The sequence below is a fragment of the Kribbella deserti genome (assembly GCF_042434725.1).
Classification (GTDB): Bacteria; Actinomycetota; Actinomycetes; order Propionibacteriales; family Kribbellaceae; genus Kribbella; species Kribbella deserti.
Genome location: NZ_JBHLTC010000027.1, coordinates 14,257 through 30,252, shown reverse-complemented (window position 1 = coordinate 30,252; position 15,996 = coordinate 14,257). Strand labels below are relative to the sequence as shown.

Annotated in this window: 16 protein-coding genes; 9 read left to right on the top strand and 7 right to left on the bottom strand. The window is 68.7% G+C overall.

Annotated elements, in window-relative coordinates:
• Positions 1 to 12: 12 nt before the first annotated feature.
• A complete protein-coding gene (locus ACFFGN_RS20685) occupies positions 13 to 909 on the top strand; it encodes a TIGR03560 family F420-dependent LLM class oxidoreductase (RefSeq protein ID WP_380050150.1) in 897 nt (298 codons plus the stop codon).
• A 22-nt stretch (positions 910 to 931) separates the two neighbouring features.
• Here ACFFGN_RS20685 and ACFFGN_RS20680 read toward each other — a convergent pair whose 3' ends face one another.
• The 4 genes from ACFFGN_RS20680 to ACFFGN_RS20665 form a co-directional block, all read right to left on the bottom strand.
• Positions 932 to 1,591 carry a hypothetical protein gene (locus ACFFGN_RS20680; protein WP_380050147.1) on the bottom strand — a complete coding sequence of 220 codons (660 nt, stop codon included), beginning with the start codon at positions 1,589 to 1,591 and terminating at the stop codon, positions 932 to 934.
• 70 nt (positions 1,592 to 1,661) lie between these two features.
• Positions 1,662 to 2,417, bottom strand: coding sequence for an endonuclease/exonuclease/phosphatase family protein (locus ACFFGN_RS20675; RefSeq protein ID WP_380050144.1), 756 nt, complete (start codon positions 2,415 to 2,417; stop codon positions 1,662 to 1,664).
• A gap of 24 nt (positions 2,418 to 2,441) precedes the next feature.
• Positions 2,442 to 3,410 carry a tryptophan--tRNA ligase gene (trpS, locus tag ACFFGN_RS20670; protein ID WP_380050142.1) on the bottom strand — a complete coding sequence of 323 codons (969 nt, stop codon included), beginning with the start codon at positions 3,408 to 3,410 and terminating at the stop codon, positions 2,442 to 2,444.
• Between the two features lie 245 nt (positions 3,411 to 3,655).
• Positions 3,656 to 4,795 carry a GDSL-type esterase/lipase family protein gene (locus ACFFGN_RS20665; RefSeq protein WP_380050139.1) on the bottom strand — a complete coding sequence of 380 codons (1,140 nt, stop codon included), beginning with the start codon at positions 4,793 to 4,795 and terminating at the stop codon, positions 3,656 to 3,658.
• A 148-nt stretch (positions 4,796 to 4,943) separates the two neighbouring features.
• Here ACFFGN_RS20665 and ACFFGN_RS20660 point away from each other — a divergent pair, with 148 nt between their 5' ends.
• The 8 genes from ACFFGN_RS20660 (at position 4,944) to ACFFGN_RS20625 (ending at position 12,367) form a co-directional block, all read left to right on the top strand.
• A complete protein-coding gene (locus ACFFGN_RS20660; protein WP_380050136.1) occupies positions 4,944 to 6,119 on the top strand; it encodes an acetoin utilization protein AcuC in 1,176 nt (391 codons plus the stop codon).
• A 184-nt stretch (positions 6,120 to 6,303) separates the two neighbouring features.
• Entirely contained in the window at positions 6,304 to 6,519 is a 216-nt protein-coding gene (locus tag ACFFGN_RS20655) for a helix-turn-helix domain-containing protein (RefSeq protein ID WP_012923942.1), read from the top strand.
• A 105-nt stretch (positions 6,520 to 6,624) separates the two neighbouring features.
• Positions 6,625 to 7,149, top strand: coding sequence for a GNAT family N-acetyltransferase (locus ACFFGN_RS20650; RefSeq protein WP_380050131.1), 525 nt, complete (start codon positions 6,625 to 6,627; stop codon positions 7,147 to 7,149).
• 174 nt (positions 7,150 to 7,323) lie between these two features.
• Positions 7,324 to 7,425, top strand: coding sequence for a 30S ribosomal protein bS22 (locus ACFFGN_RS20645; RefSeq protein WP_008356322.1), 102 nt, complete (start codon positions 7,324 to 7,326; stop codon positions 7,423 to 7,425).
• A gap of 29 nt (positions 7,426 to 7,454) precedes the next feature.
• Positions 7,455 to 8,462, top strand: coding sequence for an NAD-dependent epimerase/dehydratase family protein (locus ACFFGN_RS20640; protein WP_380050126.1), 1,008 nt, complete (start codon positions 7,455 to 7,457; stop codon positions 8,460 to 8,462).
• Positions 8,455 to 9,633 carry a lysophospholipid acyltransferase family protein gene (locus ACFFGN_RS20635; protein WP_380050123.1) on the top strand — a complete coding sequence of 393 codons (1,179 nt, stop codon included), beginning with the start codon at positions 8,455 to 8,457 and terminating at the stop codon, positions 9,631 to 9,633. The genes ACFFGN_RS20640 and ACFFGN_RS20635 overlap by 8 nt, the downstream gene beginning before the upstream one ends.
• A 135-nt stretch (positions 9,634 to 9,768) precedes the next feature.
• Complete coding sequence (locus tag ACFFGN_RS20630; RefSeq protein ID WP_380050120.1) at positions 9,769 to 11,100, top strand: hypothetical protein; 1,332 nt, start codon at positions 9,769 to 9,771, stop codon at positions 11,098 to 11,100.
• Position 11,101: 1 nt separating this feature from the next.
• Positions 11,102 to 12,367 carry a hypothetical protein gene (locus ACFFGN_RS20625; protein WP_380050117.1) on the top strand — a complete coding sequence of 422 codons (1,266 nt, stop codon included), beginning with the start codon at positions 11,102 to 11,104 and terminating at the stop codon, positions 12,365 to 12,367.
• A 616-nt stretch (positions 12,368 to 12,983) separates the two neighbouring features.
• On the opposite strand, the gene ACFFGN_RS20620 is transcribed toward ACFFGN_RS20625, so the two are convergent.
• From ACFFGN_RS20620 to ACFFGN_RS20610, 3 genes are all read right to left on the bottom strand, one after another.
• Positions 12,984 to 13,922 carry a DUF5667 domain-containing protein gene (locus ACFFGN_RS20620; protein WP_380050114.1) on the bottom strand — a complete coding sequence of 313 codons (939 nt, stop codon included), beginning with the start codon at positions 13,920 to 13,922 and terminating at the stop codon, positions 12,984 to 12,986.
• Positions 13,923 to 14,319: 397 nt separating this feature from the next.
• A complete protein-coding gene (locus ACFFGN_RS20615; RefSeq protein ID WP_328990676.1) occupies positions 14,320 to 14,892 on the bottom strand; it encodes a sigma-70 family RNA polymerase sigma factor in 573 nt (190 codons plus the stop codon).
• A gap of 13 nt (positions 14,893 to 14,905) precedes the next feature.
• Positions 14,906 to 15,790, bottom strand: coding sequence for an HAD family hydrolase (locus tag ACFFGN_RS20610; RefSeq protein WP_380050112.1), 885 nt, complete (start codon positions 15,788 to 15,790; stop codon positions 14,906 to 14,908).
• Between the last annotated feature and the right edge of the window lie 206 nt (positions 15,791 to 15,996).

The window sequence follows — 15,996 nt, the reverse complement described above, 5'->3', positions numbered from 1 at the left end:
TAGGTTCGGCGGATGGACTTCTCGTTGTGGCCGGCGTTGTCCCGGGACTGGAACGGCATTCTCGAAGGCGCGGAGTATGCGGAGCGCACGGGCTGGCACGGCGTCTGGTTCGCCGACCACTTCATGGACAACAACGAGCAGCGGTCCGGCTCGATCCTGGAGTGCTTCGCCGTACTGTCCGCGCTCGCCGTCCGTACCGAGCGGGTCCGGATCGGCTCCCTGGTGGCGGGCAACACCTATCGCCATCCCGCGGTGGTCGCGAACCAGGCGGCGGCGATCGACCAGCTGAGCGCTGGCCGGTTCGTGCTCGGCATCGGCGCGGGCTGGCAGGTCAACGAGCACGCGGCGTACGGCATCGACCTGCCGCCGGTGAAGGAACTGCTCGCGCGATTCGACGAGGCGTGCCAGGTATTCACCGCGCTGCTGACCCAGGAGCGAGCCGATTTCCAGGGCCGGTTCTACCAGTTGTCCGACGCGCCGATGCAGCCCAAGCCCGCGCACCTGCCCCTGTTGATCGGGGCCGCGGGCGAGCAGGTCGCGCTCGGCATCGTCGCCCGCTACGCCGACGAATGGAACCATTGGGGTACGCCGGAACTCGCCGCCCACAAGGGCAAGGTCTTCCGCGACCACTGCGAGCGCATCGGCCGCGACCCCGCCACCGTACGACGGTCCGCGCAGGCCCTGATCGCGATCATCGAGCCGGGTGATACCGAGGCCGCCGAGCAGCGTGAGCGCCTGTCAGCGCGGATGCCGCACGTGGTGATGGGCAGCGCGGAAGAGGTTCGTGACGCCGTCGGCCGTTATGCCGAAGCCGGTATCGACGAGCTGATCGTGCCCGACTCCGTGCTCGGCGACGGCACCCGCCGCTTCGACGCCCTCGAACGCCTCCGCCAGGAAGCCTTCGCCTGACGAATGACTGCAGGAAAGGCGGTTACCGGCCGTCCGGGGTGGTGGTGTTCCAGGCGCCGACGCCGCAGTACTTCTCGTACGGCTTGCCCGGGGCGCAGTACTTCTGCCAGTCCTCCATGTTCCGGATGGTCACGGTGGTGGGCGGTGGCGTCGGCGGCACGGTGGCCCGGGTCGGCGTCGGGGTCGGCGTAGGCGTCGGCCGGGGTGTGAGCCGTGGTCTGGTCGGGCTGACCGGGGACTTGGTCGGCTTGATCACCGGCTTCGACGGGGTCCGCCGTGGTGCCGGCTTCGCGCTGGCCTTGGACGGCTTCGCGTTGGGGATGACTGGCTTACGGACCGGTTTCGCCTTCGGGCTGCGAGCCGGAGTCGAGGTGGTGGTGGTCGTCGTGGTGGCGGTGATGGCCTGAGCGTCACTACCGTCGCCGGTGTTCATCACGGCGACGATCCAGCCGGCCGCGATCAGGGTGATTCCGGCGGTGACCGCCGCGCCGACCTTGTTCGAGCGCTCTGGACCGCCGTACAGGCCGATGGGACCACGGACCGGAGCGCCGTCACCGTCGACCCAGAAGTGCCAGCCCGGTGGAGCCGGTGGCCAGCTCGGATGTGGTTGCCAGCCCTTTGGCGGCTCCCAGTTCCGGCGTGGTGGCGCGGGCCAGTCAGGTGGAACCCTGAAGACCTTCACATCTCTCTCCTCCGCGTGCCGCCCCCGCGACCGTGCATAAGGTTACGTGATGATCACAGTCAGATCATGCTCACGTCAAAACGAGATCGGCCACAACCGGCCAATGATCACTCGGCAGACGTCCCTCGAATCGTTCGCAGGCGATTCGCGCGCCGCGGCACGTCAGTCCCTTGCCGATCAGGATGTGGTCGATCCGGTCGCCGTCCTCGGCGCCGCTGAAGGCGTGTTCGGTGCCGCCCGCATCCGCCGGCAAGGTCTGCCGCCAGCCCTCGGACGTCAACGCCCGCAGGGGTTCTGACTCGGGCGTGGCGTTCAAATCGCCCAGGATGATCCACGGCAAGCCGGGTTCCGCCGCGAGCCAGCGGCCGAGCAACCTCGACGACTCGATCCGGGCGGTTTCCCCAGCGTGGTCGTAGTGCGTGTTGGCGATTCCGACGGCCCGGCCGCTCTCACGCCGGCGCAACCGGGCCAGGGTCGCGATCCGCGTCAGGTGTGCGTCCCAGCCGACGGACCCGGGCCGTTCCGGTTCGAGCGACAGCCAGCGGGTTTCGTGCGATTCGATCCGCCACGCGTCTCGCCGTACGAGCACGGACGCATGTTCACCTGTCGCATCCCCGTCGTCCCGCCCGGCCCCGACCACGTCGTACGCCGGAAGCGCTTCGCGGAGGTAGGCCAGCTGGTCGGGCAGCACCTCCTGCAACCCGACCACCTCCGCGTCGAGGGCAGCGACCGCCGCGACGGTCGCCTCGCGCCGCAAGGGCCACGAGTCGTTCCCGTCATCAGCTGACGAATTGCGGATGTTGAACGTCGCGACCCTCAGCTCCATAACCCGATCCTGCCACGGCTCCCTTCAACCGTTGAGGCCCATGGCGTGCAGAGCGGCCCGCAGACGAGGCTGGGCGGCCTCGATCGCGCGGTCGCGGCCAGCCGCGAGGATCGAGTCCAGCTCGGCCTGGTCGGTGGCGAGGTCGGCGTACCGCTTCTGCAGGGGTTCGATCACCGCCAGCACGGCCTCGGCGACATCCGTCTTCAACTGGCCGTACGACGAGTAGGCCGTCGCGAGCTCGACCGCGTCGCCGTCCGTACAAGCCGCGAGGATCTCCAGCAGGTTCGTCACGCCCGGCTTTTGCTCGTAGTCGTGGCGCACCTCGTCCCCGGAGTCCGTGACGGCCCGCATCACCTGGCGGCGGATCACGTCCGGCGGGTCGAGCAGCCGGATCGTGCCGATGGCGTCGTCCGGCGCGGACTTGTCCATCTTGGCCGTCGGCGTCGCCAGATCGCGAACCCGCGCGGCCTGTTTCGCCTTCTCCAGTTGCGGTACGACGAAGGTCTCGCCGTACTCTCGGTTGAACCGGATCGCGATGTCCCGGGCCAGTTCGACGTGCTGGTCCTGGTCCCCGCCGACCGGCACCTTCTCCGCGCCGTACAACAGAATGTCGGCCGCCATCAGACACGGATAGGTGAACAGTGAGGCCCGGGTCATCGGGCGGCCGTTGCCCTTCTCCTTGTACTGGATCATCCGGGACAACTCCCCGACGTACGACGTGCACTCGAGCAGGTACGCCAACTGGGCGTGGGCCGGTACCGCCGACTGGATGAAGACCGAACCCGGTGGCAGGCCCGCCGCGAGCATCAAGGTGGCCGCCTCCCGGGTCAGCCGGGCGAGGCGGCGTGGATCGTGTTTGGTGGTCATGGCGTGCAGATCCGCGACGAAGTAGAAGTCGTCACCGGCCGAGTCGGCCCCGAACCGCCGCAGCGCGCCGAGGTGGTTGCCGAGCGTGAGCCGTCCGGATGGGGTGATGCCGGATACCGAGACCATCAGAGTGCCTTCCGTTCAGTGGGTTGTGGTCACCACCGCCGGTGCGGGCACAAAAAAAGGCCGCCTCGGCGAGGCGGCCTTTGAATGCGCGTGAACGCAGTGGGTCCGCCCTAGGCGGTCCACCACTGCCCGAAAGTCAGGAGGCGTTCGTTGTTCACGCGAGCAGAATACCCACAACCCGCCGGTCCCGTCACGCCCTCGAACGGGCCTGGACCCGGCCGGAGCGCCCGGCCGGGAACACGGCGTCAGGCGGTCGGGGTGGGGGAGAGGTCGATGGCGTCCAGTTCGGTGTAGCAGTCGCCCTTGGTGAAGCGGATCGTATTGGTCCCGGCGTTCAGGGGTACGTCGACCGCGGTCACGTGGAAGAGGTCCCACGAGTACGAGGGGTAGACGACCGGCTGCTGCGGGCCGTTGTTCGCGGCGATCCGGTGGCTGCAGGTGGTGCCCATGCCGTTGGCGCCGCGCGCGCGGACCCGATAGTTGCCTGCAGCCCCTACCTGGACGGTGAAGACCACCGCGCTGTCGTCGAAGTCGATGTAGCCGACCTTGCCGTTGCCCGAGGCGGAGGTGATCGTCGTGCGGACGGCGTGCGTGATCGCGGCGTTGGCGGTCTGCTCGGCCTCGTAGCGGCTCACGGTCTGATCGGTCAGCGCGGCGTACCACTTGACCGCCGCCCGGGAGGCCGCGCCGTAGTACGGATGCACGTTGTCCATCAGGTCGAACGGCGCCACGTAGGCCGTGCCGGTGTCGACGTAGCCGATTTGCTTGCCTGCGGCAACCTTCGCGGCGACGATGCCCGGAATCGCGGCGTTGAAGGCCTGGGTACGGCGCTGGTCGGCCTCGATCCGGGTCGGCGGAATGCTCGTCACGAACACCCGCGCGTTCGGCGCGGTCTGGGTGATCCGATCCAGCAGCGCGGACAGCCGGCCCGGCGCGAGGCCCGCGCCGGTGTCGTCGTACATGTCGTTGGTGCCGATCTGCAGGGTCACCACGTCGGGCTGGTAGGTCTGCAGCCAGCCGGCCACGCTGTCGTGGATGCCCTGAATGGTCCAGCCGCCGTGGCCTTCGTGATCGTGATCGCCGAGCGCGGCCGAACCGGCCCGGAGCGACCCGACGAAATCGACCGGGCGGCCGTCGGCCCGGAGCAACTGCCACAAGTCGGTGCGGTAACCACCCGCGGCGGCATCGGCGCCGCCCGTGTTCGAGTCGCCGATCGGCATCACCTTCGTCGGCGTGGCCCGGACCAGCGGTACGGCGGGCGCCGCGGCCGCGGCCTGCTGACCACTACTCGCGGCCGACTGGAGACTGGACTGCGGAGGGCTCACATTGAGAACGAGAGCGGCCGCCGCGACGGCGACGGGAACGGCTTTGACCAGGGCACGCATGAGGTGTTTCCCTTCGGCGGACTGACGGGATGACGCTCGCTGATCCTCCTGGCCGGACCGGCCGTGGCCAATCGTTTCCACCTCACTGGTAGAGCACTTGACACCGCGGCCGGGGGACCACCGCCGCCGCGCGGGCTAAGGTCGGGGCATGAGTGGTGAGGCGATGCTGGTCTTCGACGAGGGATTGACCGCCTACGACTTCGGTCATGGTCATCCGATGAGCCCGGTCCGGGTGGACCTGACCGTTCGGTTGGCCCGCGCCCTCGGCGTACTCGATCAGCTCAAGGTGGTGCCCGCCCCGATCGCGGACGACGCGCTGCTCACCACCGTGCACACCGCCGAGTACATCGCCGCGGTGAAACGGGCCGGTGAGAATCCGGACGTGCCCGATCTGGAGCACGGCCTCGGTACCGACGACACCTATTGCTTTCCCCGCATGCACGAGGCCTCGGCCCATGTGGTCGGCGCCTCGGTCGAGGCCGCGCGGGCCGTCTGGTCGGGCGAGGTGGTGCACGCCGCGAACGTGTCCGGCGGCCTGCACCACGCGATGCCGTCCCTCGCAAGTGGCTTCTGCGTCTACAACGATCCGGCCGTCGCGATCCAGTGGCTGCTCGACCAGGGCGCCGAGCGGGTGGCCTATGTGGACGTCGACGTTCATCACGGCGACGGCGTGCAGGCCGTCTTCTACGACGACCCGCGGGTGCTGACGGTCAGCCTGCACGAGTCGCCGACCACTCTTTTCCCGGGTACCGGCTCGGCGGGGGAGACCGGCGGCCCGAACGCCCCCGGTACGGCGGTGAACATCCCGCTGCCGCCGGGAACGGGTGACGCCGGTTGGCTGCGCGCGTTCCACGCGATCGTGCCGGACGTTTTGAAGGCCTTCCGCCCGTCCGTTCTGGTCACTCAGCACGGCTGCGACTCGCACGTCGAGGATCCGCTGGCGCATCTGACCAAAACGATCGACGGCCAGCGCGCGGCGTACGTCGCGCTGCACGATCTGGCGCACGAGATCTGCGACGGCAAGTGGGTCGCGACCGGTGGCGGCGGCTACGCCATCGTGGAGGTGGTCCCGCGCGCGTGGACGCACCTGCTCGCGATCGTGGCCGGGCATCCGATCGATCCCGCGACGCCCGTACCGGAGTCGTGGCGAGACGAGGTCCGGATGCGGCTCGGCCAGGTGGCGCCGTCGCGAATGACGGACGGCCGGGACGCGGCGTACACCGATTGGTCGTCCGGCTACAACCCGGACACCTGGCTGGACCGCTCGATCAAGGCAACCCGGGATGTCAGCTTCCCGCTGCTGGGTCTCGACCCGACGTACTGACCTGACCGAAAGGCCGGAACCGGCTCGATTCGATGTCGATCCGGGGCTTTTGTACGGATTCCGTCAGGTCACTGTGGCACCCCCTTTCCCATTCGCACCACGAGCCACTAGGCTCAAGGCACGCGCGAGCGGAGGTGCCGGAGGGGAAGCCGGCGCACGACTCGTGCTGGAAGTGCGGTGCGTTATGGCATCAAAGAAGTCCGGTGGTGAGCAGCCGCTTGCCGAGGTGAAGTTTCTGACCGTGGCCGAAGTGGCCACGGCCATGCGCGTGTCCAAGATGACCGTGTACCGGTTGGTGCATTCCGGCGAGTTGCCCGCGGTGCGGGTCGGCCGGTCCTTCCGGGTCTCCGAGGATGCCGTGCACGACTACCTCAAAGGCGCCTTCTTCCAAGCCGGATAACTACCAGAACGAAGTGGCCGGTTCTCTCCCTGAGGCCGGCCACTTCGCCATGCCCTCTTGCGCCTGGTTGGGCCGCCGTTCGCGCCGGCGAGGCAGACTGGCGGTATGACGATCGGCGAGCGCGAGGCGGTTCGGCTCGTAGGCGACGGGCTGATCCTGCGCGAGTGGCGCGACGCGGACGTGCCGCTCATGACCGCCTTGTTCGACGACCCCGCCATCGCTTTCCGTACGCCGCTGCCGTCGCCGTTCGACCTCGCGGCGGCACAGGCCTATCTCGAACGCGCCAGGCGCACGGCCGAGATCGGCGAGCGCGTCCAGCTCGCGATCACCCGCGATGGGGAGGAACCGCTCGGCGAGGTCCTGCTCAGCCGCTCGTACCGCAGCCTCGGGTACGCGATCGGCCCGGCTCATCGCGGCCAAGGCCTCGCTTCGCGGGCGCTGCGCCTACTGACCGAGTACGCGCATCGCGATGCCGGAATCAGCCGGGTCGTTCTCGAGATCGAGCCGGACAACGAAGCCAGTGCGGGCGTCGCGAAGGCCGCCGGCTACGTACTGACCGATATGCCGCCCTCACTCGTCTCGGACAAGGGTCGCAGCTACACCCTGCTCACCTGGGAACACCGCCGCTAGCAAGCTCAGAACCGGGCGTCAGCAGGGATCCAGCGGCCCGGCAGTACCAGGCAAGGGGTCTCGCTGGTGATGACACGGCCGTACTAGTATCAGGGCCGAACAGGCGCGACTTAGGTCTGGGGCGGGCCAGCAGGTAGGCTTTGCCGACGCTCTCTTAAGTTTGGAAGGTCCACAGTGGGTTCGGTCATCAAGAAGCGCCGCAAGCGCATGGCGAAGAAGAAGCACCGCAAGTTGCTGAAGAAGACGCGGGTTCAGCGCCGCAAGCTCGGTAAGTAGCCGCCGGAGCCGATGAGCCGGAGGTCTGCGTGGCGCGCGTAGTGATGGTGACGGGTGTCTCGAGAGACGCCGGTGCACGGTGCGCGCGCCGGCTCGCGGCTGATCCGGCGATCGGTGCGGTGATCGGTATCGATGTGGTTCCGCCGCGCGCGGAACTCGGTCGGGTCCGGTTCGTCCGGGCCGACATCCGCAATCCCGTGATCGCCAAGGTGATCGCGGGTGAGGACGTCGATACGGTCGTGCACACCGGCGTGGTGGCCACCCCCGGCAGCGCCGGTGGGCGGTCGTCGATGAAAGAGATCAACGTCATCGGCACCATGCAGCTGCTTGCCGCGTGCCAGAAGGCGCCCGGCGTGGCCAAGCTGGTGGTCAAGTCGTCCACCACGGTGTACGGCGCGGGTCCTCGCGACCCCGCCCTGTTCACCGAGGAGATGGCACCACGGGCGATTCCGCAGACGGGTCTGAGCAAGGACGCCGTCGAGGTCGAGGGTTACGTGCGGGGTTTCGCGCGGCGCCGGCCCGACGTCTGCGTCACCACGCTGCGCATGGCCAACTGGATCGGCCCGCAGACGGAGTCACCCATCACGCGGTACTTCGCCATGCCCGTTGTGCCGACCGTGCTGGGGTTCGACGCCCGGCTGCAGTTCCTGCACGAGTCCGACGGCGTCGAAGCGATCCACCACGCCGCGGTGCACGATCTGCCCGGCACCTTCAATCTCGCCGGTGACGGGATTCTCTCCCTCTCCCAGGCGATCCGCCGGCTCGGCAAACCGGCGCTGCCGCTGCCCTCCTTCACCGCCTCGAGTACGGCGATGCTGGTGCGGCGCGCGCGACTGGCCGACTTCTCGCCGGACCAGATCACCTATCTGACCTACGGCCGGGCGGTCGATACCACCCGGATGCGGGCGGAGTTCGGCTTCGAGCCGAAGTACACCACCGCCGAGGCGTTCGACGACTTCCGCGCCGCGATCGGCTCCGGCGCCCTCACCACCGCCTCGCGCCTGGTCTCGGCCGGCCTGGGGGCCATCCGTGGCTGACGCGGACATCATTCCGATCGGTTCCGGTGGCCGGCCTGGACGCGGCAGCGGCCGTCGTACGACGCCTTCGGCCGCGGCGCGATCGCTCGCGGGTCCGGCGAAAACCAAGACCGCGCGCAAGTCGTCCGCCAAGGCAGCGCAGAACGGCTCGGCCGATTCACCACCTGCGCAAGAGCCCCCCGCCTCGGCAGTTCCGGATGCTCCTGCCGGTCTGGAGGCCGACGACAGCAGTGCCGCAACGGAGGACTCGCGCCCCGGTGTACCGCCGGTCGAGGTCAGCGCCGAGCAGGTGGAGGCGTTTCTCGGCTTCGAGCGCATGGTGCGGGAGTGGCTCGGTCCGGACGGCGAGCGCAAAGTGGCCGAATTGCTGGCCTTTCTGCGACGCCGGCTCACCGGGCAGTACGAGGTCGACGAGTTCGGGTACGACGAGGAGCTCACCGACGAGGTGTTCCTCACCCTGCTGCGCCCGTTGGCCGAGAAGTGGTTCCGGGTCGAGGTGCGCGGTATCGAGAACATTCCCGATACCGGTGGCGCGCTGATCGTCGCGAACCACTCCGGCACGATGCCGGTGGACGGCCTGATCACCCAGTTGATCGTCAAGGACCACGCGCATCGCCCGTTGCGCACGCTCGCGGCGGACCTGGTGTTCCAGACTCCGTTCGTCGGGGAGATGGCCCGCAAGAGCGGCGCCACCCTCGCGGGCAACGACGACGCCGAACGCCTGCTCGGCCGGGGTGACCTGGTGGGCGTCTGGCCGGAAGGCTTCAAGGGCATCGGTAAGCCCTTCAGCGAGCGGTACAAGCTACAGCGGTTCGGCCGTGGCGGATTCGTCAGCGCCGCCATGCGCACCGGCGTACCGATCGTGCCCTGCTCGATCGTCGGCGCCGAGGAGATCTACCCGCTGGTCGGCAACATCTCGTCGCTGGCGCGGCTGCTCGGCGTTCCGTACATCCCGGTGACGCCGTTCTTCCCGCTGCTCGGTCCGCTCGGCTTGATCCCGCTGCCGTCGAAGTGGCTGATCGAATTCGGCGAGCCCATTCGCACGGACGAGTTCGCCGAAGGTGCCGCCGACGACCCGATGCTGGTCTTCAACGTCACCGACCAGGTCCGCGAAACCATTCAGCAGACCCTGTACGCCCTGCTCATGCAACGCCGCAGCGTCTTCTTCTGACCCGCCCGCAGCCGGTCGATTTGCAGCAACCTGCAACCGGATCGTCTTCCCCCGCCTGGTCGCGATCGGCTATGTTCGCGCCCGATGCCGGCGGGGGTTCAGAGATGCCGGCCTGGGGAACGGACCAATCTCAGCATGTCCAAATTCGGCATCTTGCCGTCTGCGCTTGCCCTGACGCTGCTGGCGTCGGTGGCGACCACGCCAGTGGTGACCAAACCCGCGGCCGCCGTCGCCGCCGATGGCCTGGCCGCCGCGATCGGGCTCTCCTGGAGTAACGGCGGTGTCCGGGTCAGCTGGCCCGCGGACGGCAAACCCAACCTGCTGCGCGCGACCGATGCCCAGGGCACCGTTTTCGAGCAGCCGGTACCAGCGGCGGCCGCGAACGAACTGGTGCTGCCCGTCAGCCGGTTCCCGTCGTACCGCGATCTGACCATCACGGTGTTCGATCGCGAATCCGACAGCGCGACCGCGGCCGGCGCGACGATCGGGCAGACCCCGGTCTTCGATACGGATCGGCCGGAGTTCCCGGTGGTCACTCGTCGCCAGCCCAACGGCAACGGCACGCTCAGCCTCGGCTGGAACCTCGTTCGCCGTACCGACAGCACGCCGGGCGATCCGCTCGACCGGCCGGTCGTCGCCGCCGCGACGCCGTACCTGAGCAACCGGGTCGGCTGCGGCTGGACGGCCCTGCCGACGGTGACCGGTTCAGCCGGTACGACGACCGTGGCCGCGCGCCCGCGTCCGTACCGCGTTTTCTTGCGCGCCTCGAACGAGTGGGGTCCGGCCGATACGAAGGCCTTCGAGGTGGCCGACTACGCGGTCAGCGCAAAGGTGACTCCGGCAACGAACTACGGCTCCTACCTGCGCTTCGCCGGCCGGCTCGAGGTCATTCGGCCCGGCCGATGCGCCGAGGGCGTGACGCAGCCGGTCTATCGGGTCGAGGCGGTCGGCCGACTCCAGTTGCAGGCGCGGAACGACGTGAATTCCGCGTGGTCGACGATCAACCCCTATCTGGACACCGAACCGGACGGCACCTTCTGGGCCACCCAGGCCAATCCAGGCCGCCGCCAGTACCGCGCGGTGATGGCGTCGTCGGCGCGAGCGGAGCTGCCCGGGTTCGGCGATGTGGCGGCGTTTGTGGCCGGTTCCACGCCGGTGACTTCCAGCGCCTTCCACGTGGTTCGCAGGGCTCGCATCGACTACCCGTCGGCGACGTACGGCAGCAAGGTGTCGGCGCTGCTGGGCGTTGCGCCCGGCACCAACGCGCGCGCGACCTTGCAGCGCTGGAACGGCACCTCCTGGGTCAGCGTGAAGTGGGTTCAGCTGACAAACGGCTCCGGCTCGTACTCCTTCACCGCGGCTCCTCGCGGCGTGAGCGCCTTCCGGTACATCGTGCCCGGTGCGTTCTTCGCGGGCCGGTACATCTCCGGCATCACCACTGAGACCTTCCGAATGACGGTGCGCTGATATGAAGATCCTGCTGGCCATCACCCTGCTCGGCGGCTTGCTGACCAGTCCCGCCTGGGCCACCGAGGCCGCGGCCCCGCCCGCTCCCACCGGAGTCCGGATCGAGTGGGCCGACGCTACCCGCGAGATGATCCGGGTCAGCTGGAGCGACTCCGGCTCGGCCAACCGCGTTCGCCTCGTGCCGACCGGCAGTGCCGTCGGACCTGACCGGGACGTGCCGAGCACCACAACGGGGAATTCGACGGCGTTCTGGCGTTCCGAGGTCCCGCTGGACGTGGCCAGCCTCGAGGTGCAGGTCACCTCGTACGACGGCAGCGCGGAAAGCGTGCCGGCGCGCTCGGTCCGCTTCGACAGCCTGCGACCGCCGGTGTCGCGGATCGTCTGGGCCGTACCGCGGACCGACGGCCAGGTCCCGATGAGCTGGGTCCAGGACGAGCAGACCGATCTCAACCCCGGTGACCCGCTCGACCTGCCGACCGATCTTGGCCCGGCCAGGCCGACGGTGCACCCGCTCAGCCCTTCGCAGAAGGTCTACCCGGTGCCCGCGGGCGCGAGGTCGTTCGTGCTGCCCAGGCAGAGTTCGACGACGTACGGCCTAGGCGTGGTGGCAACCAACGTGTGGGGCACTCGTTACAAGGCGTGGGACCACCAAGTCACGGTCAAGAGCCTGCGCACCAGGCTCGAGTCAGCGCCGAAGAGCCAGGGATTCGGTACGCGGGCGCAGATCAACTTCGCACTGCTGTCCGGACCGCCGATGTGGGGCCACCGCTCGGCTAACCTCGGCGTCACCCTGGAGGCGCGGGACAACGCCACCAAACCCTGGCAGCGCATCGAGACGAGCTACCAGGGGCAGTTCTTCCCAATGCTCTACGGCATGCGGCAATACCGCATCGTCGTGCCGACGTTCGCGCCCAAGTACCCCGAAGACGTCGCGCCGTGGAGCGCGGGCGCACCCTTCACGATCGCAACCACGTACGTCGGCTGGCCGCGGGCCTTCAACAACGGCCAGCCGATCTCGCTCGGGCAGAAGGTCAGCTCGCGCCTGGAGGTCAAACCCGCCGTGAACGTCAACGGCGCGCTGCAGAGGTACGACGGCACGAAGTGGATCCACGTGCAGACGGTGCCCGTGCGTGGCGGCGTCGGCGTGGGCACCGCGACCGCGATCAAGCGCGGTACCACCAACTACCGCATCGTGCTGCCCAGTACGACGTGGGCCAACCGCACCATCTCCCCCCGCACCTGGGGTCTCCCCCTGACAGCCCGCTAACGCGCGCGGCCTGACGTTCGGCCGTCCGGGGAGGCAGCCCGCGCCGCCGGTATCCACGCGGCCCGCGCCGCTGGTGTCCATGCGGCCCGCGCCGCTGGTGTCCACGCGGCCCGCGCCGCTGGTGTCCACGCGGCCATGCCCTTGGCGCTCGCAGCAACCGGACCCGCCAACTGCCGGCAGGCCGCCGGCCCTAGCAGTGGGAACAGGCTGCTAGCAGGGGAGATGGTGTCTCCTAGCAGGGGTAATTACCCGTGCTCGGACGCGGTTAAGGGTGCTCGGCTCCCACAAGGTGTCCGCAGTGGCAGGCCTAGGATCACTGGCACCTGGCCTTTGCGCGAAGGCACCTCAGTGGGTTACCCGTTTATTCGCCCGGTGCCGGTCGAACCAACCTGCGAGCGGTCGCGTTGTTAGGCGTCCAGATCTTCAGGGTGGCGTTACCCGGTGCGATCCCGGCCGCAGGGTGGGTTTCAGTGCGGGAGGCGCGGCGGCACGGGGTGGGACGTGGCTACACGGGACCGCAGGGGCGGATGCAGCTGACGCTGCGGTGGAAAGCAGAAGGGTCTGGCCGGGTGCGATGCACCGGGCCAGACCCTCCTTTACTCGGGCGCCTGCTTTGTTAGCGGCAGGGCGGCAGGAGTGGTAGGCAGAGCGGATTCGGCAGGCTCAACGTGGGAAACGGAAGAAACGTCCACGAGGTGGTCGGCAGACTCGGGGTCGGCAGCGTCGGCGTGGTGCCGGTGGGCGGCTTCGTCGAGTTCTCCGGCTTGGGGGTGGCCGGCCCGGTCAGGTCGACCGACGGCAACACCGGCGGAGGGCTGGGGGTCGTCGTGGTTGTGGTCGTCGTGACCACCTCGCCCGACTTCGTTGGTGCCGAGGTGACCAGGGACACGCTCGGGCTGGTCTGCAACGACGGGAACGTGGTCGGCATCGACGTCGGGCCCGAGGTGGCGTTGCCGCCGCCTGGTGCCGTGGTCGGATCCGAACCGCCGCCGATGACCTTGGTCGGGCCGCCGGACTTGACCGGCTTCGGCTTCTCGCAGTCGGTACAGACGCCGGCCGCCTGATCGGCGAGCTTGCCGATGGTGGCGAGGGCCTGGACCGCTTGTTTCGTCGATTCGGCTGGGAGTCGTGGCGCCAGGTCGGCCAGAGCCTGCCGGGCGTCGGTGATGAACGTGGTGACCGCCGTGATCGCGGACTTGTCCTCGTTCTGGTGATAGGCCGCGACCAGCCGGGACACGCCCCGGCGGGCCTGGACGGAGAAGTCGTCCAGGGTGCGGTTGATGGTTTCGACGTCGCCGCCGTCCTTCAGCAGCGTGTCGACCTCCGCCAGCCGGGTCATCGCGTGACCGAGCTCACGCCGGCCTCGGGAGTCATCCCCGACGCTGACGTTGGTGGAGACGTTCTCGATACTGCGTTTCATGCCGTACAGCGCGTCGCCGGGCATTGCCTGCTGGGCTGCCGCTGCGGAACCGATGCCACCACCGAGTAGCACCAGTGCCGCCGTGGAGGCGACCAAGCTGATCCGCCGACGCTGGCGGTGTCCGATATCTGTCACGGACGCGTCGTCCTCGCGGGGCGGCAAGTCATCCGATGCGTCAGGACCGCTGCGCACCACGGTCGGAGTCGTCGCGGCTCGTGCCGCGGCCTGCTCGAGGAGGCGGTGCCTCAGCTCGGCAGTGAACTCCGGTCGCGGTGCAACTGCGCCGGCGGTCCTCAGCCGTCCGACGAGTTCAACAGCGGTCGCAAGCTCGGGGTCATCGCTCAGTCGCGAAGAGTGACGGGGCCCGTGATCGACCGCATGCGCGAATGCCTCCGCGCGCGCTCGAGCCCTGTGCAAGTCACTCATGAGTCCTAGTTCTCCTCAATGGCCAGTCGGGGTCACCGACCGGTCCTCACCAGGGCAACGAGGAAACTCCCTGACGGGTTACGAAAGACGTGCGTAGTCATCCGCCTCACCGCAAGTCCTTGGGGATAACCTTCGCCAAATGGCGCACGGCCCTAAGTTGCAGTTGTTTCACAGCGCCTTCCGATTTCTCCAGCGCACGCGCCGTCTCCGCGATCGAAAGTCCCGCGAAGAATCTCATGGTCAGACAGTCCCGTTGTTCATCGGGTAGGGCGGCCACGGCGTCGCGCAGCACCTCGGCGGTCGCCGCGGCCAGCACGTCGACCTCCGGCCCGTCCGTCTGCCGGTCGTGGGTCTCGATCTCGTCGGTGACCACTTCCAGCCGGACCCGGCCGGACTTGTAGTGGTCGGTGATCAGGTTCCTGGCGATGGTGACCAGCCAGGCCCCGAAGTCACGGCCCTGCCAGCGGAACGAGTCCAGTGCGCGCAGCGCCCGCACGAACGTCTCGCTGGTGAGGTCCTCGGCCAGGGCGGACGAGGACACCCGGGCGTAGATGTAGCGGTACACCGTGAGTGAGTATTCGTCGTACAGCTCTCCGAACGCGCCGACGTCGCCCGCTTGCGCGCGGTCGACCAGTTCGGCGCGTCTCATCGTGTCCGGGCTTGGCTCCGGCGTCGTCACGATCTCTCCCCGTTCAACTGACACGTCTACGACTGGCACGCCGGTGTAAAGCCACGGCTGCTGAGACAGCACCGAGGGTTGCCCCTGATGCACCGGCTGTCAACAGCCCAAGGCGTGCCGCCTTTCGTCCAGTCCGGTAATCGCGGACTCGCCAGCCGGCCACCTCGGCGTACCGGCGCAGCTTTCCATCGGGATTGATCGCACAGGGATGCCCCACTAGTTCGAGCAACGGAAGATCGTTCACTGAGTCGGAGTACGCCGCGCACTGGGCCAGATCGAGCCCTTCGCGGGCGGCCAGGGCGCGAACCGCCTCCGCCTTGGCCGGGCCGTGCAGAATATCGCCGACCAGTTCGCCTGTATAGACCCCTTCGACCTCGGCGGCGACCGTGCCGAGAGCACCGGTCAGACCGAGCCGGCGGGCCAGCAGGTGCGCCACCTCGACCGGGGCGGCGGTGACCAGCCAGACCCGTTCGCCGGCGTCCAGGTGCATCTGGGCGAGCGCCTTGGTGCCCGGCCAGATCCGGTCGGCCATGCCCTCGTCGAAGATCTCCTCGACCAGCATGCGCAACTCGGTCACGCTGTGCCCGGCGATGAACGACAAGGCCGAGGCCCGGGCGTTCGCCACCGACTGCGGGGTCTCACCGGCCAGCCGGAACCGCAGCTGCTGCCAGGCCTTCGCCGCGATCTCGCCGCGGCTGAAGAACTTGCGCCGGTACAGGCCCTTGGCCAGGTAGAAGACCGATGCGCCCTGGAGCAGCGTGTTGTCGACGTCGAAGAAGGCGGCCGAGTGCACCACAGGCGGTGTCTCCAGGGCGGCTTCGAGTTCCGCGACGGCGGCCGAAGCCTCACCGGCGAGCACCGACCGGGCGCGCAGGTCACGCGTCGGTGGGCGGGTCATGGATGCGAGCCTAGGGCATCTCTGCGTGGTCGGCCGATCGCAGCGCGTCCTGCCCACACCGTGTTCACCACGTCACCTGGCCTCCCAACCAAAGCAACCGGCCACCGCGAGCCGGTGGCCGGGCGCGGTGGACCGGAGCGGTGATCCGCTCCGGTGCGAAGCATTTCAACTAGTTCGCCAGGTTGCAACGAACCGGCCCGAACTGC